18 protein-coding genes and 2 riboswitches are annotated in these 15,353 nt (G+C 64.4%); of the genes, 14 read left to right on the top strand and 4 right to left on the bottom strand.

The annotated features are described in order from the left end of the window. Positions 1–18: 18 nt before the first annotated feature. The gene (locus tag GVL61_RS05955) at positions 19–1,200 is read right to left on the bottom strand and encodes a PQQ-dependent sugar dehydrogenase (protein ID WP_159978002.1); all 1,182 of its coding nucleotides are present in this window, start codon (positions 1,198–1,200) and stop codon (positions 19–21) included. On the opposite strand from GVL61_RS05955, the gene GVL61_RS05950 reads away from it, so the two are divergent. Continuing rightward, the gene (locus tag GVL61_RS05950; RefSeq protein ID WP_159978000.1) at positions 1,199–1,831 is read left to right on the top strand and encodes a ribonuclease HII; all 633 of its coding nucleotides are present in this window, start codon (positions 1,199–1,201) and stop codon (positions 1,829–1,831) included. The two genes, GVL61_RS05955 and GVL61_RS05950, sit on opposite strands and share 2 nt — an antisense overlap. Positions 1,832–1,862: 31 nt before the next feature. Here the strand turns inward: GVL61_RS05950 and GVL61_RS05945 are convergent, their stop codons facing one another. Next, positions 1,863–2,030, bottom strand: a complete 168-nt coding sequence (locus GVL61_RS05945; protein WP_159977998.1) for a hypothetical protein — start codon at positions 2,028–2,030, stop codon at positions 1,863–1,865. A gap of 354 nt (positions 2,031–2,384) precedes the next feature. Here GVL61_RS05945 and GVL61_RS05940 point away from each other — a divergent pair, with 354 nt between their 5' ends. The 3 genes from GVL61_RS05940 (at position 2,385) to GVL61_RS05930 (ending at position 5,424) form a co-directional block, all read left to right on the top strand. Then, positions 2,385–3,518 (top strand): site-specific DNA-methyltransferase, encoded by a 1,134-nt coding sequence (locus tag GVL61_RS05940; protein ID WP_159977997.1) that lies wholly within the window; start codon positions 2,385–2,387, stop codon positions 3,516–3,518. A 212-nt stretch (positions 3,519–3,730) separates the two neighbouring features. Next, positions 3,731–4,858 (top strand): dihydropteroate synthase, encoded by a 1,128-nt coding sequence (folP, locus tag GVL61_RS05935; protein ID WP_159977996.1) that lies wholly within the window; start codon positions 3,731–3,733, stop codon positions 4,856–4,858. Positions 4,859–5,067: 209 nt separating this feature from the next. After that, positions 5,068–5,424, top strand: coding sequence for a hypothetical protein (locus GVL61_RS05930; protein WP_159977994.1), 357 nt, complete (start codon positions 5,068–5,070; stop codon positions 5,422–5,424). 143 nt (positions 5,425–5,567) lie between these two features. On the opposite strand, the gene GVL61_RS05925 is transcribed toward GVL61_RS05930, so the two are convergent. Both GVL61_RS05925 and GVL61_RS05920 read right to left on the bottom strand, forming a co-directional pair. Next, the gene (locus GVL61_RS05925; protein ID WP_159977992.1) at positions 5,568–6,032 is read right to left on the bottom strand and encodes a nuclear transport factor 2 family protein; all 465 of its coding nucleotides are present in this window, start codon (positions 6,030–6,032) and stop codon (positions 5,568–5,570) included. A gap of 36 nt (positions 6,033–6,068) precedes the next feature. Next, complete coding sequence (locus GVL61_RS05920) at positions 6,069–7,493, bottom strand: sigma-54 dependent transcriptional regulator (protein ID WP_159977990.1); 1,425 nt, start codon at positions 7,491–7,493, stop codon at positions 6,069–6,071. A 192-nt stretch (positions 7,494–7,685) separates the two neighbouring features. On the opposite strand from GVL61_RS05920, the gene GVL61_RS05915 reads away from it, so the two are divergent. The 10 genes from GVL61_RS05915 (at position 7,686) to gcvH (ending at position 15,306) form a co-directional block, all read left to right on the top strand. Further along, positions 7,686–7,811 (top strand): aa3-type cytochrome c oxidase subunit IV, encoded by a 126-nt coding sequence (locus GVL61_RS05915; RefSeq protein ID WP_159977988.1) that lies wholly within the window; start codon positions 7,686–7,688, stop codon positions 7,809–7,811. Positions 7,812–7,826: 15 nt separating this feature from the next. After that, positions 7,827–8,966: an NAD(P) transhydrogenase subunit alpha gene (locus tag GVL61_RS05910; protein WP_159977986.1), complete on the top strand. Its 1,140-nt coding sequence runs from the start codon at positions 7,827–7,829 to the stop codon at positions 8,964–8,966. After that, positions 8,963–9,388 (top strand): DUF559 domain-containing protein, encoded by a 426-nt coding sequence (locus tag GVL61_RS25380; RefSeq protein WP_159977984.1) that lies wholly within the window; start codon positions 8,963–8,965, stop codon positions 9,386–9,388. The genes GVL61_RS05910 and GVL61_RS25380 overlap by 4 nt, the downstream gene beginning before the upstream one ends. Next, positions 9,388–9,693 (top strand): NAD(P) transhydrogenase subunit alpha, encoded by a 306-nt coding sequence (locus GVL61_RS05900; RefSeq protein ID WP_159977982.1) that lies wholly within the window; start codon positions 9,388–9,390, stop codon positions 9,691–9,693. Before GVL61_RS25380 ends, GVL61_RS05900 begins: the two co-directional genes overlap by 1 nt. Continuing rightward, on the top strand, positions 9,693–11,120 hold the full coding sequence (locus GVL61_RS05895; RefSeq protein ID WP_159977980.1) for an NAD(P)(+) transhydrogenase (Re/Si-specific) subunit beta: 1,428 nt from the start codon (positions 9,693–9,695) through the stop codon (positions 11,118–11,120). Before GVL61_RS05900 ends, GVL61_RS05895 begins: the two co-directional genes overlap by 1 nt. Positions 11,121–11,175: 55 nt before the next feature. Then, positions 11,176–11,493, top strand: coding sequence for a hypothetical protein (locus tag GVL61_RS05890; RefSeq protein WP_159977978.1), 318 nt, complete (start codon positions 11,176–11,178; stop codon positions 11,491–11,493). A gap of 39 nt (positions 11,494–11,532) precedes the next feature. Then, positions 11,533–12,693 (top strand): deoxyguanosinetriphosphate triphosphohydrolase, encoded by a 1,161-nt coding sequence (locus tag GVL61_RS05885; protein ID WP_159977976.1) that lies wholly within the window; start codon positions 11,533–11,535, stop codon positions 12,691–12,693. 9 nt (positions 12,694–12,702) lie between these two features. Further along, positions 12,703–13,383, top strand: a complete 681-nt coding sequence (locus GVL61_RS05880; protein WP_159977974.1) for an NAD(P)H-binding protein — start codon at positions 12,703–12,705, stop codon at positions 13,381–13,383. 130 nt (positions 13,384–13,513) lie between these two features. After that, positions 13,514–13,622, top strand: a riboswitch (glycine riboswitch). A gap of 1 nt (position 13,623) precedes the next feature. Then, positions 13,624–13,745, top strand: a riboswitch (glycine riboswitch). 36 nt (positions 13,746–13,781) lie between these two features. Then, positions 13,782–14,924: a glycine cleavage system aminomethyltransferase GcvT gene (gene gcvT / locus GVL61_RS05875; protein ID WP_159977972.1), complete on the top strand. Its 1,143-nt coding sequence runs from the start codon at positions 13,782–13,784 to the stop codon at positions 14,922–14,924. A gap of 10 nt (positions 14,925–14,934) precedes the next feature. Beyond that, entirely contained in the window at positions 14,935–15,306 is a 372-nt protein-coding gene (gene gcvH / locus GVL61_RS05870) for a glycine cleavage system protein GcvH (RefSeq protein WP_159977970.1), read from the top strand. Positions 15,307–15,353 lie beyond the last annotated feature (47 nt).

The following is a 15,353-nucleotide window of genomic DNA, read 5'->3' as shown; positions in this document are numbered from 1 at the left end:
CAACGCGCCAATGTCGATTCAATTCGCCGATTTGGCCGCAGTAGCTGCAGGGGTGAGGTGAAGCAGATGGCCGCTGCCGGGGCCTTCGCCGTCCTCGATCAGCCAGATCGTGCCGTCCGGGCCCTGGCTGATGTCACGGATGCGGTTATCCATGGGATAGCGTGCCTCTTCGGTAGCCTTCTCGCCATCGATGCGCACGCGGACAAGGCCCGTGGCGACGAGGCCGGTGATCAGGGCGTGGCCCTTCCAAGCAGAGAACTTGTCGCCGGTGTAGAAGATGAAATCACCCGGCGCGATCACCGGGTTCCAGCTGATCGCGGGCGCGGCAAGGTCGGGACGGGTGGAATTGCGGGGGATCGGCTTGCCGTCGTAGTGGTCGCCATCCGAAACCAGCGGCCAGCCGTAGTTGGCGCCCGGTTTTACGAGGTTCAGCTCGTCGCCGCCAGCAGGTCCGTGTTCGAGATCCCACAGCCGGCCCTGTTCGTCGAAGGCGAGGCCCAGGACATTGCGGTGGCCGTAGGACCAGATCTGGTTCGTGGGCGAAGGCTTGTCGGCGAAGGGGTTTCCGGGGGCTGGGGTGCCATCGGGCAGCAGCCGCACGATCTTGCCGAGATTGACGTTGAGATCCTGCGCAGGGGTGAACTTCTGCCGCTCGCCCGAGCTGACGAACAGGTACTTGCCATCTGGCGAGAAGGCCAGGCGGTGCGAGAAGTGGCCGCGTCCGGTGACCTTGGGATCCTGGCGCCAGATCACCTTGAGGCCGTCCAGCTGGCATCTCAGCGGGGCGGGGCAAACGAGGTCCGCCTTGCCGACCACCGCGCCGCGCGTGTCGCTGCTGCCCGCTTCCACCCAACTGAGGTACACTGTGCGGGAATCGAGTTTCGTGCTGCGCTGGCCGGGCGCAAAGAGGATATCGCCCAGGCCGCCCTGGCCGCCGTAGTCGACCTTGGGTACGCCGCTAACTTCGCCGATTTTGCGGTCGGGCGTCATGAAGCGGATGGCGCCCTTGCGCTCGGTGACAAACAGGGTGCCGGTGCCTTCGTCGAAGGCCATGGCCCAGGGCTCGTCGAACTGGGCGTAGGTTTCGACCGCGAAGGACTCACCGCCTGTCGCTGCCTTTTCCCCCGTAGCAGCGTTGCCGCAGCTTGCGAGGGTCACCACGAGGGGCGATAGGGCGGTGAGGAGATTTCTTGCGTTCATGGCCACTCCAATGACCAGCGAAGTGTCGGGTTCCCTTAGAGGCAGCCTTGTCATCGGTGTCGACGAGGCAGGCCGTGGGCCGCTGGCAGGACCGGTTGTGGCCGGGGCCGTCGTGCTGTGCAAGCCGCGACCGTCCGGCCTCGACGATTCCAAGAAGCTGTCGGCCAAGCGCAGGGGCGAGCTGGAAACCGTGATCAAGCGGCGCTGCCGATGGGCGGTGGGCGTGGTCGATGTCGAGGAGATCGACCGTCTCAACATCTTCGGAGCGACGATGCTGGCGATGACCCGCGCTGTTCAGGCGTTATGCGAAATCATCGGCGAGGAGCCGGGCGAAGTGCTGGTGGACGGCAATATGACGCCCTTCGGACGACGCGTGGAGTGGCGCTGGGACGCGCGCGCGATCGTTGGGGGCGATGCGATCGAGCCGTGCATCTCGGCGGCTTCGATCATCGCCAAGGAACACCGCGACCGGATCATGCGGGATCTCGCGCTGGCCCATCCGCACTATGGCTGGGAGCGCAACGCGGGCTACGGCACGGCCCAGCACCTGACGGCGCTGCGGCTGCACGGGGCGACTCCGCATCATCGGCGCAGCTTCGCGCCGGTCGCCCAGTTGGAACTGCTGGTCTAGGCCAGGCTGTGCTGGCCCAGCTCAATCTCGCTCAGGCGGCGAGCTTGATCTTCTCGGGGGCAGCCTGATCGGAGACGGCCATTTCGGCGGGCGTTTGCGCGGCGGTCGCCGCGGGCGCTTCGGCAAGGCCGGCGACGTAGCGCTCTGCGAGCACGACATCGCGGCGATAGGCGAAATAGAGCGAGATCATCGAGAACATGGCAAACCTTGAGCAGAGAGTAATTGCTGCATAGCAGCATCGCGTCCCATTTGGGTTGCCGGGACACTTGCCGCAAATGCAACCAAGTTTACCGCAGTTGCACAAAACGCCACCGGCCGCATTTCCCAATGGCGCGACGGGATAAAAAGTTATCCACGAGTCGCATGGGCCACACCCACCACATATTGAGTCTATGCGATTCGTCCTGACTCGACATGTTGTGTCGGATTCCTTTTGTTCCTCGTGCTGAACACCTGAATCACAAGGAATCTCGGCGAGTCGCGGCTTGACGCAGAGTCCTGAATGAATCACCTTAGCGGCCTATCCACAGTTATTCTTATTTTCGGAGCGGTCATGGGGCAGATACTGGTCAAGGAACGGATTCGGGCATGCGCACCGGCGCGGACCCCGAAGGAACTGCTTCCGCTCGGCCACATTATTCCCGGCGATTGCATCGAGGCGATGCGCACCATTCCCGACGCCAGCGTCGACATGGTATTCGCCGATCCGCCGTACAACCTGCAGTTGGGCGGCGACCTTTCGCGCCCGGACGGCAGCCACGTCGACGCCGTGACCAACGATTGGGACAAGTTCTCCAGCTTTGCCGCCTACGATCAGTTCACCCGTGACTGGCTGACCGAAGCGCGCCGCGTGCTGAAGCCCGAGGGTTCGCTGTGGGTGATCGGTTCGTACCACAACGTCTTCCGTCTCGGCGCGATCATGCAGGACATGGGATTCTGGATCCTGAACGACATCGTGTGGCGCAAGGCCAATCCGATGCCGAACTTCAAGGGCACCCGCTTCACCAATGCGCACGAGACGCTGATCTGGGCCTCTATGGGCGAGAAGTCGAAGTACACCTTCAACTACCGCGCGATGAAGACCCTCAATGACGAACTGCAGATGCGCTCCGACTGGGTCCTCCCGATCTGCAATGGCGCCGAGCGTCTCAAGAAGGATGGCCGCAAGGTTCACCCGACGCAGAAGCCCGAGGCTCTGCTCTACCGTGTGATGCTGGCGACGACCAACAAGGGTGACGTCGTGCTCGACCCGTTCTTCGGCACCGGCACCACCGGCGCTGTCGCCAAGCGCCTTGGCCGCGACTGGATCGGCTGCGAGCGCGAGAGCGACTACCGCGAAGCCGCGATGGAGCGCATCGAGATGGCACTGCCGCTGGACGAAAGCGCATTGAAGACGATGCAGTCCAAACGCTCCGCACCCAAGGTTGCCTTCGGTACGCTGGTGGAAACCGGCTGGATCGAGCCCGGTACGCAGGTTTGGGACAAGAAGCGCGCCCACGTCGCGACCGTGCGGGCCGACGGTTCGCTGGCGACGGGTGATCTCACCGGTTCGATCCACGGCGTCGGTTCGACCGTGCAGGGCGCGGCTTCGTGCAACGGCTGGACGTTCTGGCATCTGGAGCACGAGGGCGTGGTCAAGCCGATCGACGCTATTCGCCAGCTGTACCTGCTCGCCACGGAGCCGTGAGAACGGCCGGAGCGCCGCTTGCGCTTCGTTTTTCCTATTCGTCATTCAGGCGGCCTTTACCGGTGTTTTCATGGGTAAAGGCCGCTTTCGTGTTTCGCGAGCCGTCGGCGCTATGGCCTCTGAACAGGCTCAAAGTGCCCGATCGGGTCGGGGCGACGAACTCCCTGCCAAAACCAGTTTAGTATGACCGCGAGAGGCGCTAAGGCCGCGCCATGACCCGCAAGCTCTATATTCGCCCGATCGCCCTTGCCGACAGTCCGCAGAGCGAGGAGGGCGAGGCGGTGCGTCTGGGCGGGGCGATGGTCTGGGCCAGCCGCTTTGCTTTGATCGTGCGTGAGGGCGGGCGTATCCTGTCACGCGACCGGGTGTCTGCATCACGGATGAATTCGGCGCTTGACGCCTTGCCTGCCGATCTTGGCGCGGCGGCGGAAGCGCAGTGGGCCAGCTTACGCAAGGTTCACGCTCCTATTCATCTGGAATTGAAAGGCGGCGGCGTCCGCACGATCCGGCTAGACCAGCCGCAGGTCATGGGCATCCTCAACATGACGCCGGACAGTTTCTCTGACGGCGGCCAGTTCCTCGACGATGAGGCGGAAGCCTCCGCCCATGCTTCGGCCATGCTGGCGGCGGGTGCCGCGATCATCGACGTGGGGGGCGAGTCCACGCGCCCCGGCGCCGCTGCCGTCTGGGAAGGCGACGAGGTCAGGCGCGTGGTGCCGATGGTAGAGAAGCTCTCCGCGATGGGCGCGGCGATCAGCCTCGATACGCGGCGGCCCGCAGTGATGGAGGCCGGACTTGCGGCGGGCGCACATATCATCAACGATGTCTCAGCACTGCGCCACGACCCGCGCAGTCTAAACCTTGCCGCCGCCAGCAAAGCGCCGGTGGTGCTGATGCATGCGCCGGGCAAGGCCGACGACCTGCATTCGGCCGCGAATTATGACGACATTGCGCTGGGCGTGTTCGACTGGCTGGAGGCGAGCCGGGATGCGGCCATTGCGGCAGGTATCACGGCCGACCGGATCATTCTCGACCCCGGCTTCGGTTTCGGCCTGACGCTGGCGCAGAACCTGACTCTATTCAACGCGCTGCCGATGTTCCACGCCCTCGGGCACCCGCTTCTGGTCGGCGTTAGCCGTAAGCGCATGATCGGCGCGCTTTCCAATGAGGCACCCGCGCACCAGCGGCTTGGAGGGTCAATCGCGCTGGCTTTAAAGGCGATGGAAGCCGGCGCACACATTCTGCGCGTTCATGACGTGCCCGAAACCGTACAGGCCGTTCGGGTATGGCGCGGCCTGCGCGATGCCGCGCTGACGGACTTTTCCCAGCTTCCCTCCTGATACAAATCTGGACGCGGGATGAACCCCGGATTTCCGCCGGATGAATGACGGTGGGGAAGCTGTGTGACCCAGACGTCATAACGCCGCCACGTCCCGTCTGAGGCTCGGTTCGTCCCCCGCGCTGCGGCCATTTTCCGTTGCGCCCGTTTCCCCTTCGACCGCCGAGGCAATCCCGCCCCGGCACTGGAAAGCGAAAAGGGGATTCACCCGTGAAGCAGACCAAGATCATCGCCGCCGCCGTTCTGGCCGCCACCGCCGTTCCCACTGTCGCCATGGCCGTCGTGCCAGCGATGTATGAGGAGCGCGTCGCCCGCGCCGAGGAAGACCGCATCATTCAGTCGCCCATCGGCGGCATCCAGGCCAAGCACTGGTTCAACTATCGCGCCAATGTGAACGAGACCCAGAAGGAGCTTGCAAGCGACCTGCGCCGCGCCAGCGACATCGAGGACCAGCGCGATGCCTGGGAGGAATATGGCTCTGAACTGCGCACCGAGCGCGGCACTTACGTCAAGGCCATGGCCAAGAAGGGCTACCGCGTCCCGAGCGTATACATCGAGGGTATTTGAACCCCTCGTAAGTTTCGGTTTGAAGGCCGGGTTGTGCAGGCGCGCAGCCCGGCCTTCGCACATTCAGAGCGGATAACTGCCGCATACCGGCGGCGCGCCGGTCACCAGAGCGCGGCGGCCGGTGAATTCAGTCGCTACAGTAATCATTCTTTCTCAACGCGCAGGCGCTCGATGCGGGTGGTCTGCAGCTTCCATCCGTCACCGCGGTTCACGTATGTTTCGTGGTAGCGCCCCCAGCCGGTCAGCCTGGCGAACGGGGAGCCCGGCGGCATGAAGAAGCGATCGGTGAAAGACCAGATGCCGCTTGCGGCGCTTTCGCTTTCGATGGTGATATCGGGGTCGTTGCCCTGATGGACCGTGACGATGCGCGGGCCAACCGGGCTCTTGGTCTGGGGCCAGTTGTTCCGCCCTTCGAGGACCATGTTCATCGCCGGCATGTGGTCGATCCCGGTCACCGGATCGGTGCAGCAACCGCGATAGTCTAGCACGCAATCCTCCGCCAGGATCGAGCGCACAAGATCGGAATTGCCATCGTCGACGCCGCGAAAATACCGCGCTTTCAATTGCCTGATAGCTTCGGTGGCCGCCAGCCGCGCGGTAGTGTCCATGCCCGTCTCTCCCTTTGCGAAAGAGACTGGCATGGCTCAGGCGGCGTTGTCGATGCCCAGTTCGCTCAGCTTGCGATAGAGCGTCGAGCGGCCGATCCCGAGGCGGCGCGCCACTTCGGTCATGCGGCCACGGTAGAGGCCGATGGCGAGACGGATGACGTCCGCCTCGATTTCTTCGAGCGGTCGAAGGTGGCCGTCGGGCGTGTAGAGCATGACCCCGGAACTCTCCTGCATCGGGTTGCCCGCGACTGTGGATGAACCTGTGCCAATGATGTTGAGAAGCTGTGGAAAATCTTCCGCCGTCAGGGCATCGCCATCGCAGAACACCGCCGCTCGGAACAGCACGGCCTGAAGCTGGCGCACATTGCCCGGCCAGTCGTAAGCGGCCAGCAGCGAGAGTGCGCCGTCGGTCACGCCCAGTTCGCGCAGGCCCGGCTGCTCGCCGATGCGGGCGAGGAAATAGCGTGTGAGGGCGGGCAGGTCGCCGGACCGCTCACGCAGCGCCGGGAGGTGGACCTTGGTGGCCGACAGCGCTTCCAGAAGCTCGGGCATGAAGTGGCCCTGGCTCACCATGTCGGCGAGCGGCAGGTTGCTGGCGGCGATAATGCGCACGTCGACACGGAACGAATGACGCGCGCCGATCGGGCGGCAATCGCCCTTGCGGACGGCTTCGAGCAGGCGCTCCTGGACAGAAAGCGGCAGGCTGTCGATTTCGTCGAGGGCGAGGGTTGCGCCATCGCAGTGCTGCAGGGCGCCGATCTGGCGGTCGAAAGCACCGGGGAAGGCGCCCTTCTCGTGGCCGAACAGAACCGACTCGATCGAATTGGCCGGCATCCCGCCGACATTGACGATACGCAGCGGCAAGCGTGTGCGCGGGGACGCTGCATGCATCGCCCGGATCAGCATTTCCTTGCCCGAACCACTCTCCCCTTCGATCAGCACGGGAGAGTGCCCACGGGCTGCCTTCGCGGCGACAGCGAGCGCCTTGCGGAAATTGGGCGACGCCCCGATCATCGATTCGAAATCGGGGTTGGCGGTCATCTTTTCGGTCAGCGGCGCGAGTTCGTCGCGCGGGGCTTCGCGAGTCGTGGCAGCACGCAGGGCGTGCATCAGACGGTCCGGCGCGACCGGCTTGACGAGATAGTCGGTGGCGCCCGCCCGCATTGCTTCGACCGCGAGCAGGGGGGAAGTGCTGGCGGTCAGCATCAGGATCGGCAGGGCCGGGCGGCGGGACTTGAGTTCGGCGATCAGCGCGCAGGCGTCGTCTCCGGGCACCCACTGGTCCAATACGATTGCCGAAAGCTGCATGCCCTGCCGCGTGCCCAGCGTCGCGATCGCTGTCTCGGCATCGCGCACGATAAGCGTGCGCCAGCCTTCGCGCGATGCAAGCGCGGAGATGAGCCGGCTTTGCGCCGGTTCATCATCGATGAGCATGAGGAGGCGTTGATCGAGTTCCGCCATTGTCGCTGCTTTGCTTCGCCTTACCGGATTGAGCAAGCAGAGTTATAGCAAATCGGTAAATAGCGAATTAAGCGTGAGCTTGGGGCAAGCGGACCTGATCCTTCATTCAGGATTAGCCTTCTTTGCTTGAGCGGGCGTCCCGGTCCGGCTAGAGCGGAGTGAGCAAAGTCAAATAGACAGGGGATGAACTTTATGGCTTCGGGTAACGACATCAAGGCTGCCACCGAAACGTATAATGGCTTTATCAAGGCCACCACCTGGAGCACGATCTTCTGCGTCGTGGTAGTGGCGGGCGTCGTCGCTCTGATTTCATCCTGACCCGGACCCGCTGAATTGCCTGCACCGCAGGGGCAACGGATCGCGGTCCTCAAGGAGCGCGCTTCGGGAGAAACACGCGTTTCGGCCAGCCCCGAGACGGTCAGGAAGCTGACCGCGCTGGGCGCGGTGGTTGCGGTGGAGAACGGGGCCGGCATGGCCGCCAGCATCTCCGACGAGGATTACCGCGCCGCCGGTGCCGAAGTCGGTTCGGCGCAGGCCGTTGTAGCGGGGGCGGATATCGTCTTCGCTGTCCAGGGGCCTGAGCCGGATTTGCTTTCCGGCGTGAGGCCCGGTGCATGGGTCATCGCGATTCTCGACCCTTTCGGCCAGCGCGCCCGGATCGACGCTTATGCTGCCGCAGGTCTGGAAGCGCTGGCGATGGAGTTCATGCCGCGCATCACCCGCGCACAGTCGATGGACGTGCTTTCCAGCCAGTCTAACCTTTCCGGCTACAAGGCAGTGCTGGCCGCTGCCGACGCCTATGGCCGGGCATTTCCGATGATGATGACGGCGGCAGGTACGGTGAGTGCGGCCAAATGCTTCGTCATGGGCGTGGGTGTTGCCGGGCTTCAGGCCATCGCCACCGCCCGGCGTCTCGGCGCGCAGGTTTCCGCTACAGACGTGCGTTCGGCCACGAAAGAGCAAATCCAGTCGCTGGGCGCCAAGCCGATCTTTGTGGAGAACGTGGCGGGTATTGAAGGCGAAGGCTCGGGTGGCTATGCCACCGAAATGAGCGAGGAATACCAGCGCGCGCAGGCGCAGCTGGTCTCCGATCATATCGCCAAACAAGATATCGTCATCACCACCGCGCTGATCCCCGGCCGCACCGCGCCGCGCCTCGTCACCGACGTACAGATCGCGTCGATGAAGCCGGGCAGCGTGATCTTCGACCTTGCCGCCGCGCAGGGCGGTAACGTCGAAGGCAGCGCGGCGGATCAGGTCGTCGAGCGGCACGGGGTGAAGATTATCGCCTACTCCAACACCCCTGCGCACTTACCGGCGGACACTTCGGCGCTTTATTCCCGCAACCTGTTCAACTTCGTCTCGGCATTTTGGGATAAGGAGCACGGCGGCCCGGTTCTGGACGAGGAAATCGGCGATGCGGTGCGGCTGACCCGAGGCGGCCAGGTGGTGAATGCGAGACTACTGGGGTGAATGCCAAGTTCCCCTATGCTCCCTGGCACGGGGAGAGGGGACGCCCGAAGGGCGGTGGAGGGGATTCCCGTTTTACACCGCGCCCGCCAGTATCCCGCTCGCGCGAACTGAGCCAGCGCCGCGGATGCAAGTTTCGCCGACGGCATCCCATCGGCCCCTACATCGCCGAGTTCTCTTGTCTGACCGCAAATTTCGTCATCGAAATGAACGGCTTCGTGCATGGCATTGGCGATCGTCCTGCACGAGACATCGAACGTGATCGCTTCATTTCGGAAAACGGGTTCTGGGATTTGAGGATCTCGGCTTCACGCGTTCTGGCGGATCAGAGGGGTGCCGCCGCTTTGCTTGAGGCGGGGCGGGGGGATCTCCTGCAGCGCCCTGTGGGCGGCCCCATTGCGCGTACCGGGGAGGGCAGGAAATAATGGACTTCGTCTCGATCCTCTCGATCTTCGTGATGGCTTGCTTCGTGGGCTATTACGTCGTCTGGTCCGTCACGCCAGCGCTGCATACGCCGCTGATGGCTGTGACCAACGCAATTTCCTCGGTCATCGTGGTCGGGGCGCTGGTGGCGAGTGCGGCTTCGGGCAGCCCTGTGGCCAAGTGGCTGGGCCTTGGCGCGGTGGTGCTGGCCAGCGTCAATATCTTCGGCGGCTTTGCCGTCACCGAGCGCATGCTTGCAATGTACAAGAAGAAGGACAAATCGTCGGCGAAGAGAGGCAAGCACTGATGGAGGCCCATGCCGTAAACCCCTGGGTCGCCGTCCTCTATCTTGTCGCCGGCGTTTGTTTCATCCTCGCCCTGCGCGGGCTGTCCTCACCGGCGACGAGCCGGAAGGGCAACCGCTATGGCATGATCGGGATGGGCATCGCGGTAGTCACCACGCTGGTGACGCATGAGATCGCCAGCCTCCCCGAAATCCTCGTTGCCATCGCGATTGGCGGGGGGATCGGCTTCGTCATCGCCCGGCGCATCCAGATGACCGCGATGCCGCAGCTAGTCGCCGCGTTCCACTCGCTGGTCGGGCTGGCGGCGGTGCTGGTAGCGATCGCCGCCTTCCTCAACCCGGAGGCTTTCGGGATTCTCGGCGCGGGCGGGAGCATCCCGCCTGTCAGCCGTGTCGAGATGGCACTGGGCGCGGCCATAGGCGCGATTACCTTCTCCGGGTCGGTGATCGCCTTCGCCAAGCTGAATGGTAACATGTCCGGCTCGCCGATCCTGCTGCCCGGGCGGCACGTCATCAACCTCGCCACGCTCGCGGCGATCCTCGTGCTGACTACGCTGTTCGCCCATTCGGGAGCGGCCGGGCCGGGGGAAAATCCGCTGTTCTGGGTCCTGGTCGGGCTGGCCTTCGCGATCGGATTTCTGCTCATCATTCCCATCGGGGGCGCCGACATGCCGGTCGTCGTCTCCATGCTCAACAGCTACTCTGGCTGGGCGGCCGCGGCGATGGGTTTCACGCTGCACAACACCGCGATGATCATCACCGGAGCGCTGGTCGGCTCCTCCGGCGCGATCCTTTCGTACATCATGTGCAAGGCGATGAACCGCAGCTTCCTTTCCGTGATCGCGGGCGGATTCGGCGCGGAAAGCAGCGCGGGCAGCGGCGAAGCGCGTGAGCAGCGCCCGTGGAAGCGCGGTTCGGCGGAGGATGCGGCCTTCCTCATGAAGGAGGCCGAAAGCGTCATCATCATCCCCGGCTACGGCATGGCGGTGGCGCAGGCCCAGCACGTCCTTCGCGAGATGGGCGACCAGCTCAAGGCTCACGGCGTCAGCGTGAAATACGCGATCCACCCGGTCGCGGGCCGCATGCCCGGCCACATGAACGTCCTTCTGGCCGAAGCCAACGTCCCTTACGACGAGGTCTTCGAACTGGAGGATATCAACGGCGAGTTCGCGCAGGCCGACGTCGCGTTCATCATCGGCGCCAACGACGTCGTGAACCCGGCCGCCAAGACCGACAAGTCCTCCCCCATTTACGGCATGCCGGTGTTCGACGTGGACAAGGCCAAGACGATCTTCTTCATCAAGCGCTCGATGGGCGGGCAGGGCTATGCCGGCGTCGACAACGACGTGTTCTACATGGACCAGACGATGATGCTGCTCGCCGATGCCAAGAAGATGGTCGAGGATATCAACAAGGCATTGGCGGATTGAGTTTCCTGCGCCACTCCGCTCGACACGGACTGGCCGTGGGACCTATGGCGTTGCCATGACCCGCCTCATCAAGATCATCGCGGCGCTCGCCGTCCTGGCCGCCGCGCTCTGGTACGGTACGCACTGGTATGCCGAGCAGCGCCTGCGCACCGCTTTCGCTGAAGCGGGCATGAGCGACGAGGCCGCTGCCTGCATGGGCCGCCGTCTGGTGCAGCGCCTCTCGCTCCTGCAACTGCGCAAACTTGAGGCGTTGCAAGGGGAGCATCGCTCTGTTCACGGGCTGGTGAAAGCGGTGCGGCGGATGGATGATCTGCGCATAGCCAAGGTGACAGGCTCCTCCGCGCTCTTGTGCACAACCGGATTTGCCCGCTAGGGCAAGGCAACTCGTCGCACCCACGCGGAGATCGCGCGCTTGACACTAGCTCCCTACGCTTCCGATCCCGCCCGTTCGCGCGGGCGTGAATTCTCGACCGAGAACGGCCTCGCCCGAGGCGCCCGCAGCCCCTACCAGCGCGACCGTGACCGCATTATCCACTCGATCGCGTTCCGCCGCCTGCGTTACAAAACCCAGGTCTTCGTCGCGCCGGACGGCGATCACTACCGAGTGCGCCTGACGCACAGCCTGGAAGTGGCGCAGATCGCCCGCGTCATCGCCCGTATTCTCGCCTTGGACGAGGATCTGACCGAAGCCCTCGCACTGGCCCACGACATCGGCCACCCGCCGTTCGGCCACGCCGGAGAGGATGCGCTCGACGCCGCGCTCCATAAGGCGGGCGGCTTCGACCACAACGCTCACACCCTGCGCACGCTGATGCGGCTCGACAGTCCTTATTGCGAGCACGACGGCCTCAACCTGACGTGGGAGACGCTGGAGGGGCTGGCCAAGCACAACGGTCCCGTGGCCGAGCCCACATGGGCGCTTCAGGAACTCGACGCGGCCTATCACTTTGACCTCACCACCCACGCCTCGCTGGAAGCACAGGTGGCGGCGCTGTCCGACGACATCGCTTATGACAACCACGATATCGACGACGGCCTGCGCGCCGGTTTCCTCGATCTCGACGAATTGCTGGCCCAGCCCTTCATCGCCTCGCGCTGGAGCGAGGTGGAGCGCCGCTATCCCGATGCCCCGCTCGACCGGCAACTGGCCGAACTGATCCGCAGCCAGATCGGCGTCATGGTCAACGACCTCGTCGCGCAGACCCAGGCCAACCTCGTCGGCGTGGGCAGCGTCGATGAAGTGCGCCATGCGGGCCGCACGCTGGTCGCCTTCTCGCCGGAAATGGCCGAGGCCGAGCGCACCTTCAAGCGCTTCATGTACGACAAGCTCTACTACCACCCCGAGCAGCTCGAAACCGCGCGGCGCGCCCGCGCGCTGCTGGCCGAACTCTATGCCGCCTACTCGCAGGAGCCGGTGCTGATGGAGGAAAGCTGGATCGACAACATGCCGCGCTTCGAGCCGGACCGCAGCCGCCACATCGCTGACTATATCGCCGGCATGACCGACCGCTTCGCCATAGCCCGTCACGCTGACATCTACGGCCGCACGCCTGAGGGCCTGAGCAATGTCTAGGCGCTGACGATGGAACAGGGGGCTGTCAGGATATGCCTGGTCGGAGCGACCGGGCTGATAGGGTCTGCGCTGATGGCCGAGGCCGTCGGGCGCGAGGATGTGCGCGTGATCGGCGTCGGTCGGCGCGAGGCGGTGCTGCCGCCGGGCGCGCGTATGGAAATGCTGGTGGGCGAGCCGATCGACTGGCCGCAGCTCATCAAGGCTGCCCGCGCCAACGTGCTTGTCTGCGCGCTGGGCACTACGATCAAGGTCGCGGGCAGCAAGGAGCAGTTCCGCGCCATCGACTACGACCTTGTGCGCTTTGCCGCCGAGGCTGCGCGCGAGGCGGGGATCGAGCATATGATCGTCGTCTCGTCGGTCGGCGCCGAGCGGGGGGCGAAGAACTTCTACCTCAGCGTCAAGGGCGAGATGGAGTCAGCCCTGGACAAGCTCGGCTTCCGGCGCCTGGACATGCTCCGCCCCGGCCTGCTGCGCGGGCAGCGCGAAGAACGCCGAGGGCTGGAACGGGCAGGGCAAGTACTGGCCCCGGCAGCAGATTACCTCGTACTATACGGGCAGTGGCGCCGCTTCCGTTCGATCCGGGCGCGAGACGTAGCCCGTGCCATCATCGGCCTTACCCGCGAAACGGCGCAGGGACGCTTCGTGCAGGAGCATGATGCCTTGCAGCGGCTTGCCCGGGCGCGGGGGTAGGGGCGCACACTTCCACAAGTTCAAGCTGCGCCTGTTGAAGCCCCAACACCCAACCCCGTGGATTAGCTCGCACTTGCACAAGGCGGGCGTTGACTTGCGCAGGGCGCTCCACCAAGGCTTGGTCAACTCGCTGACACGCGCGGGAGAGACCTTGCCGATTCGCCGTATGGCAAATGGGACAAGGCGCCGAAGGAGCAACCGCCCCGGAATCTCTCAGGCAAAAGGACCGCGCGGCGTCTACAGCGACACTCTGGAAAGTGCCCCGTGCCCTTAGGGTCGTGGCCGCCGACGGTGTAACCCGGCCCGTCCCATAAGGGATGACGCCGGGGAAGCTCTCAGGTTTCCGTGACAGAGGGGGCACCGGAAATGGTGTGCCATGCTAGTCGCGGAGTCATGTCTTGAGCGAATACCCTGTTACCCCCGATGAAGACGAAGCGGAGGATCTCGCCCCGCTGACCCTGCCTCTCGATGCCTGGCACCAGACGCAGGGCGGCCGCATGGTCGAATTCGCCGGCTACATGATGCCCGTCCAATATGAGGGCATCATGGCCGAGCACCTGTGGACGCGCGAGAACGCCGGCCTGTTCGACGTCAGCCACATGGGCCAGTTGCTCGTTTCCGGCGAGGGCGTGGAAGCCGCGCTCGAAACGGCGCTGCCGATCGACCTGTCGACACTCAAGCTCGGTACGGTGCGCTACTCGCTGCTGCTGGACGACGAGGGCGGCATTCTCGACGACCTCATGGTCGCGCGCTGGCCCGGCGGGCTCTATGTTGTCGTCAATGGCGCCACCAAGTGGGACGACATCGGCACCCTGCGCGAACTGCTGCCCGACGATGTGACCTTGAACCACCTCGACGACCGCGCGTTGCTGGCGTTGCAGGGCCCCAAGGCCTTTGCCGCACTGGAACGCCATGCGAGCGGCGAATATCCGCTCTCCGCACTTACCTTCATGAAGGGCGGCCAGTTCACGCTGGGCGGCGTCGATGCCTGGATCAGCCGTTCTGGTTACACTGGCGAGGACGGCTTCGAAATCTCGATCCCGGCCGATGACGTCGAAGCAGTCGCGCAGCTTCTTTGCGGCGAACCTGAGGTCAAGCCAATTGGCCTTGGCGCGCGGGACTCGCTACGTCTTGAGGCAGGTCTGCCGCTCTACGGCCACGATCTTTCGCCGGAAACCAGCGCTGTCGACGCGGATCTGAAGTTCGCCATCAACAAGCGCCGTCGCACCGAAGGCGGCTTTCCCGGCTCTGACCGCGTGATCCGCGATTTTGCCGATGGCACCGCGCGCCGCCGGATCGGTCTGACTCTCGAAGGCCGCATGGCAGCACGTGAAGGCGCCAAGGTTTTCAATAATGATCAGGAGGTTGGTATCGTGACTTCGGGTGGTTTCTCACCTTCACTACAGCATCCGATCGCCATGGCCTACGTCGATGCGGCACTGGTCGCAGAGGGCACCGCCCTCACTATCGAAATGCGCGGTAAGCGGCTCGACGCGAAAGTCGCCGCGATGCCCTTCGTCCCCCATCGCTATCACCGCTGAGGAGCTTTCCATGACCCGCTATTTCTCCGAAGACCACGAGTGGATCGAAGTCGAAGGCGACCTCGGCACTGTCGGCATTACCGACTATGCCCAGGGCCAGCTTGGCGACATCACTTTCGTTGAACTCCCCGCCGAGGGCAGCACCGTCGGCAAGGGCGATTCCGTTTCGGTGGTCGATTCCGTCAAGGCCGCATCGGACGTCTACACGCCTGTTTCGGGCACGGTCACCGAAGTGAACGGCGCTCTCGCCGATACGCCGGAACTGGTGAACACCGAAGCCGATACCGGTGGATGGCTGTTCCGCGTGACCCTTTCCGACGCCGCCGAACTGGGCGGGCTGATGGATGAGGCCGCCTACAAGAGCTACGTCGAAAGCCTCTGACCCCCAGTTCCTCCCCGAGCTTGCTCGGGGAGGGGGCCGCCCGCGGC

Origin of the sequence: Novosphingobium sp. 18050, from assembly GCF_902706195.1 — a bacterium.
In the GTDB taxonomy this organism is placed as follows: Bacteria; Pseudomonadota; Alphaproteobacteria; order Sphingomonadales; family Sphingomonadaceae; genus Novosphingobium.
The sequence above is the reverse complement of the archived record's forward strand: the minus strand, read 5'-3'. Positions and strand labels throughout refer to the sequence as shown.

Coding starts and splice junctions, on each gene's coding strand:
- GVL61_RS05900 (WP_159977982.1), top strand. CDS start 9,388: ATGGACTTCGTCTCGATCCTCTCGATCTTCGTGATGGCTTGCTTCGTG.
- GVL61_RS05955 (WP_159978002.1), bottom strand. CDS start 1,200: ATGAACGCAAGAAATCTCCTCACCGCCCTATCGCCCCTCGTGGTGACC.
- gcvH (WP_159977970.1), top strand. CDS start 14,935: ATGACCCGCTATTTCTCCGAAGACCACGAGTGGATCGAAGTCGAAGGC.
- GVL61_RS05890 (WP_159977978.1), top strand. CDS start 11,176: ATGACCCGCCTCATCAAGATCATCGCGGCGCTCGCCGTCCTGGCCGCC.
- GVL61_RS05945 (WP_159977998.1), bottom strand. CDS start 2,030: ATGTTCTCGATGATCTCGCTCTATTTCGCCTATCGCCGCGATGTCGTG.
- GVL61_RS05940 (WP_159977997.1), top strand. CDS start 2,385: ATGGGGCAGATACTGGTCAAGGAACGGATTCGGGCATGCGCACCGGCG.
- GVL61_RS05880 (WP_159977974.1), top strand. CDS start 12,703: ATGGAACAGGGGGCTGTCAGGATATGCCTGGTCGGAGCGACCGGGCTG.
- GVL61_RS05920 (WP_159977990.1), bottom strand. CDS start 7,493: ATGGCGGAACTCGATCAACGCCTCCTCATGCTCATCGATGATGAACCG.
- GVL61_RS05895 (WP_159977980.1), top strand. CDS start 9,693: ATGGAGGCCCATGCCGTAAACCCCTGGGTCGCCGTCCTCTATCTTGTC.
- GVL61_RS05915 (WP_159977988.1), top strand. CDS start 7,686: ATGGCTTCGGGTAACGACATCAAGGCTGCCACCGAAACGTATAATGGC.
- folP (WP_159977996.1), top strand. CDS start 3,731: ATGACCCGCAAGCTCTATATTCGCCCGATCGCCCTTGCCGACAGTCCG.
- GVL61_RS05950 (WP_159978000.1), top strand. CDS start 1,199: ATGGCCACTCCAATGACCAGCGAAGTGTCGGGTTCCCTTAGAGGCAGC.
- GVL61_RS05925 (WP_159977992.1), bottom strand. CDS start 6,032: ATGGACACTACCGCGCGGCTGGCGGCCACCGAAGCTATCAGGCAATTG.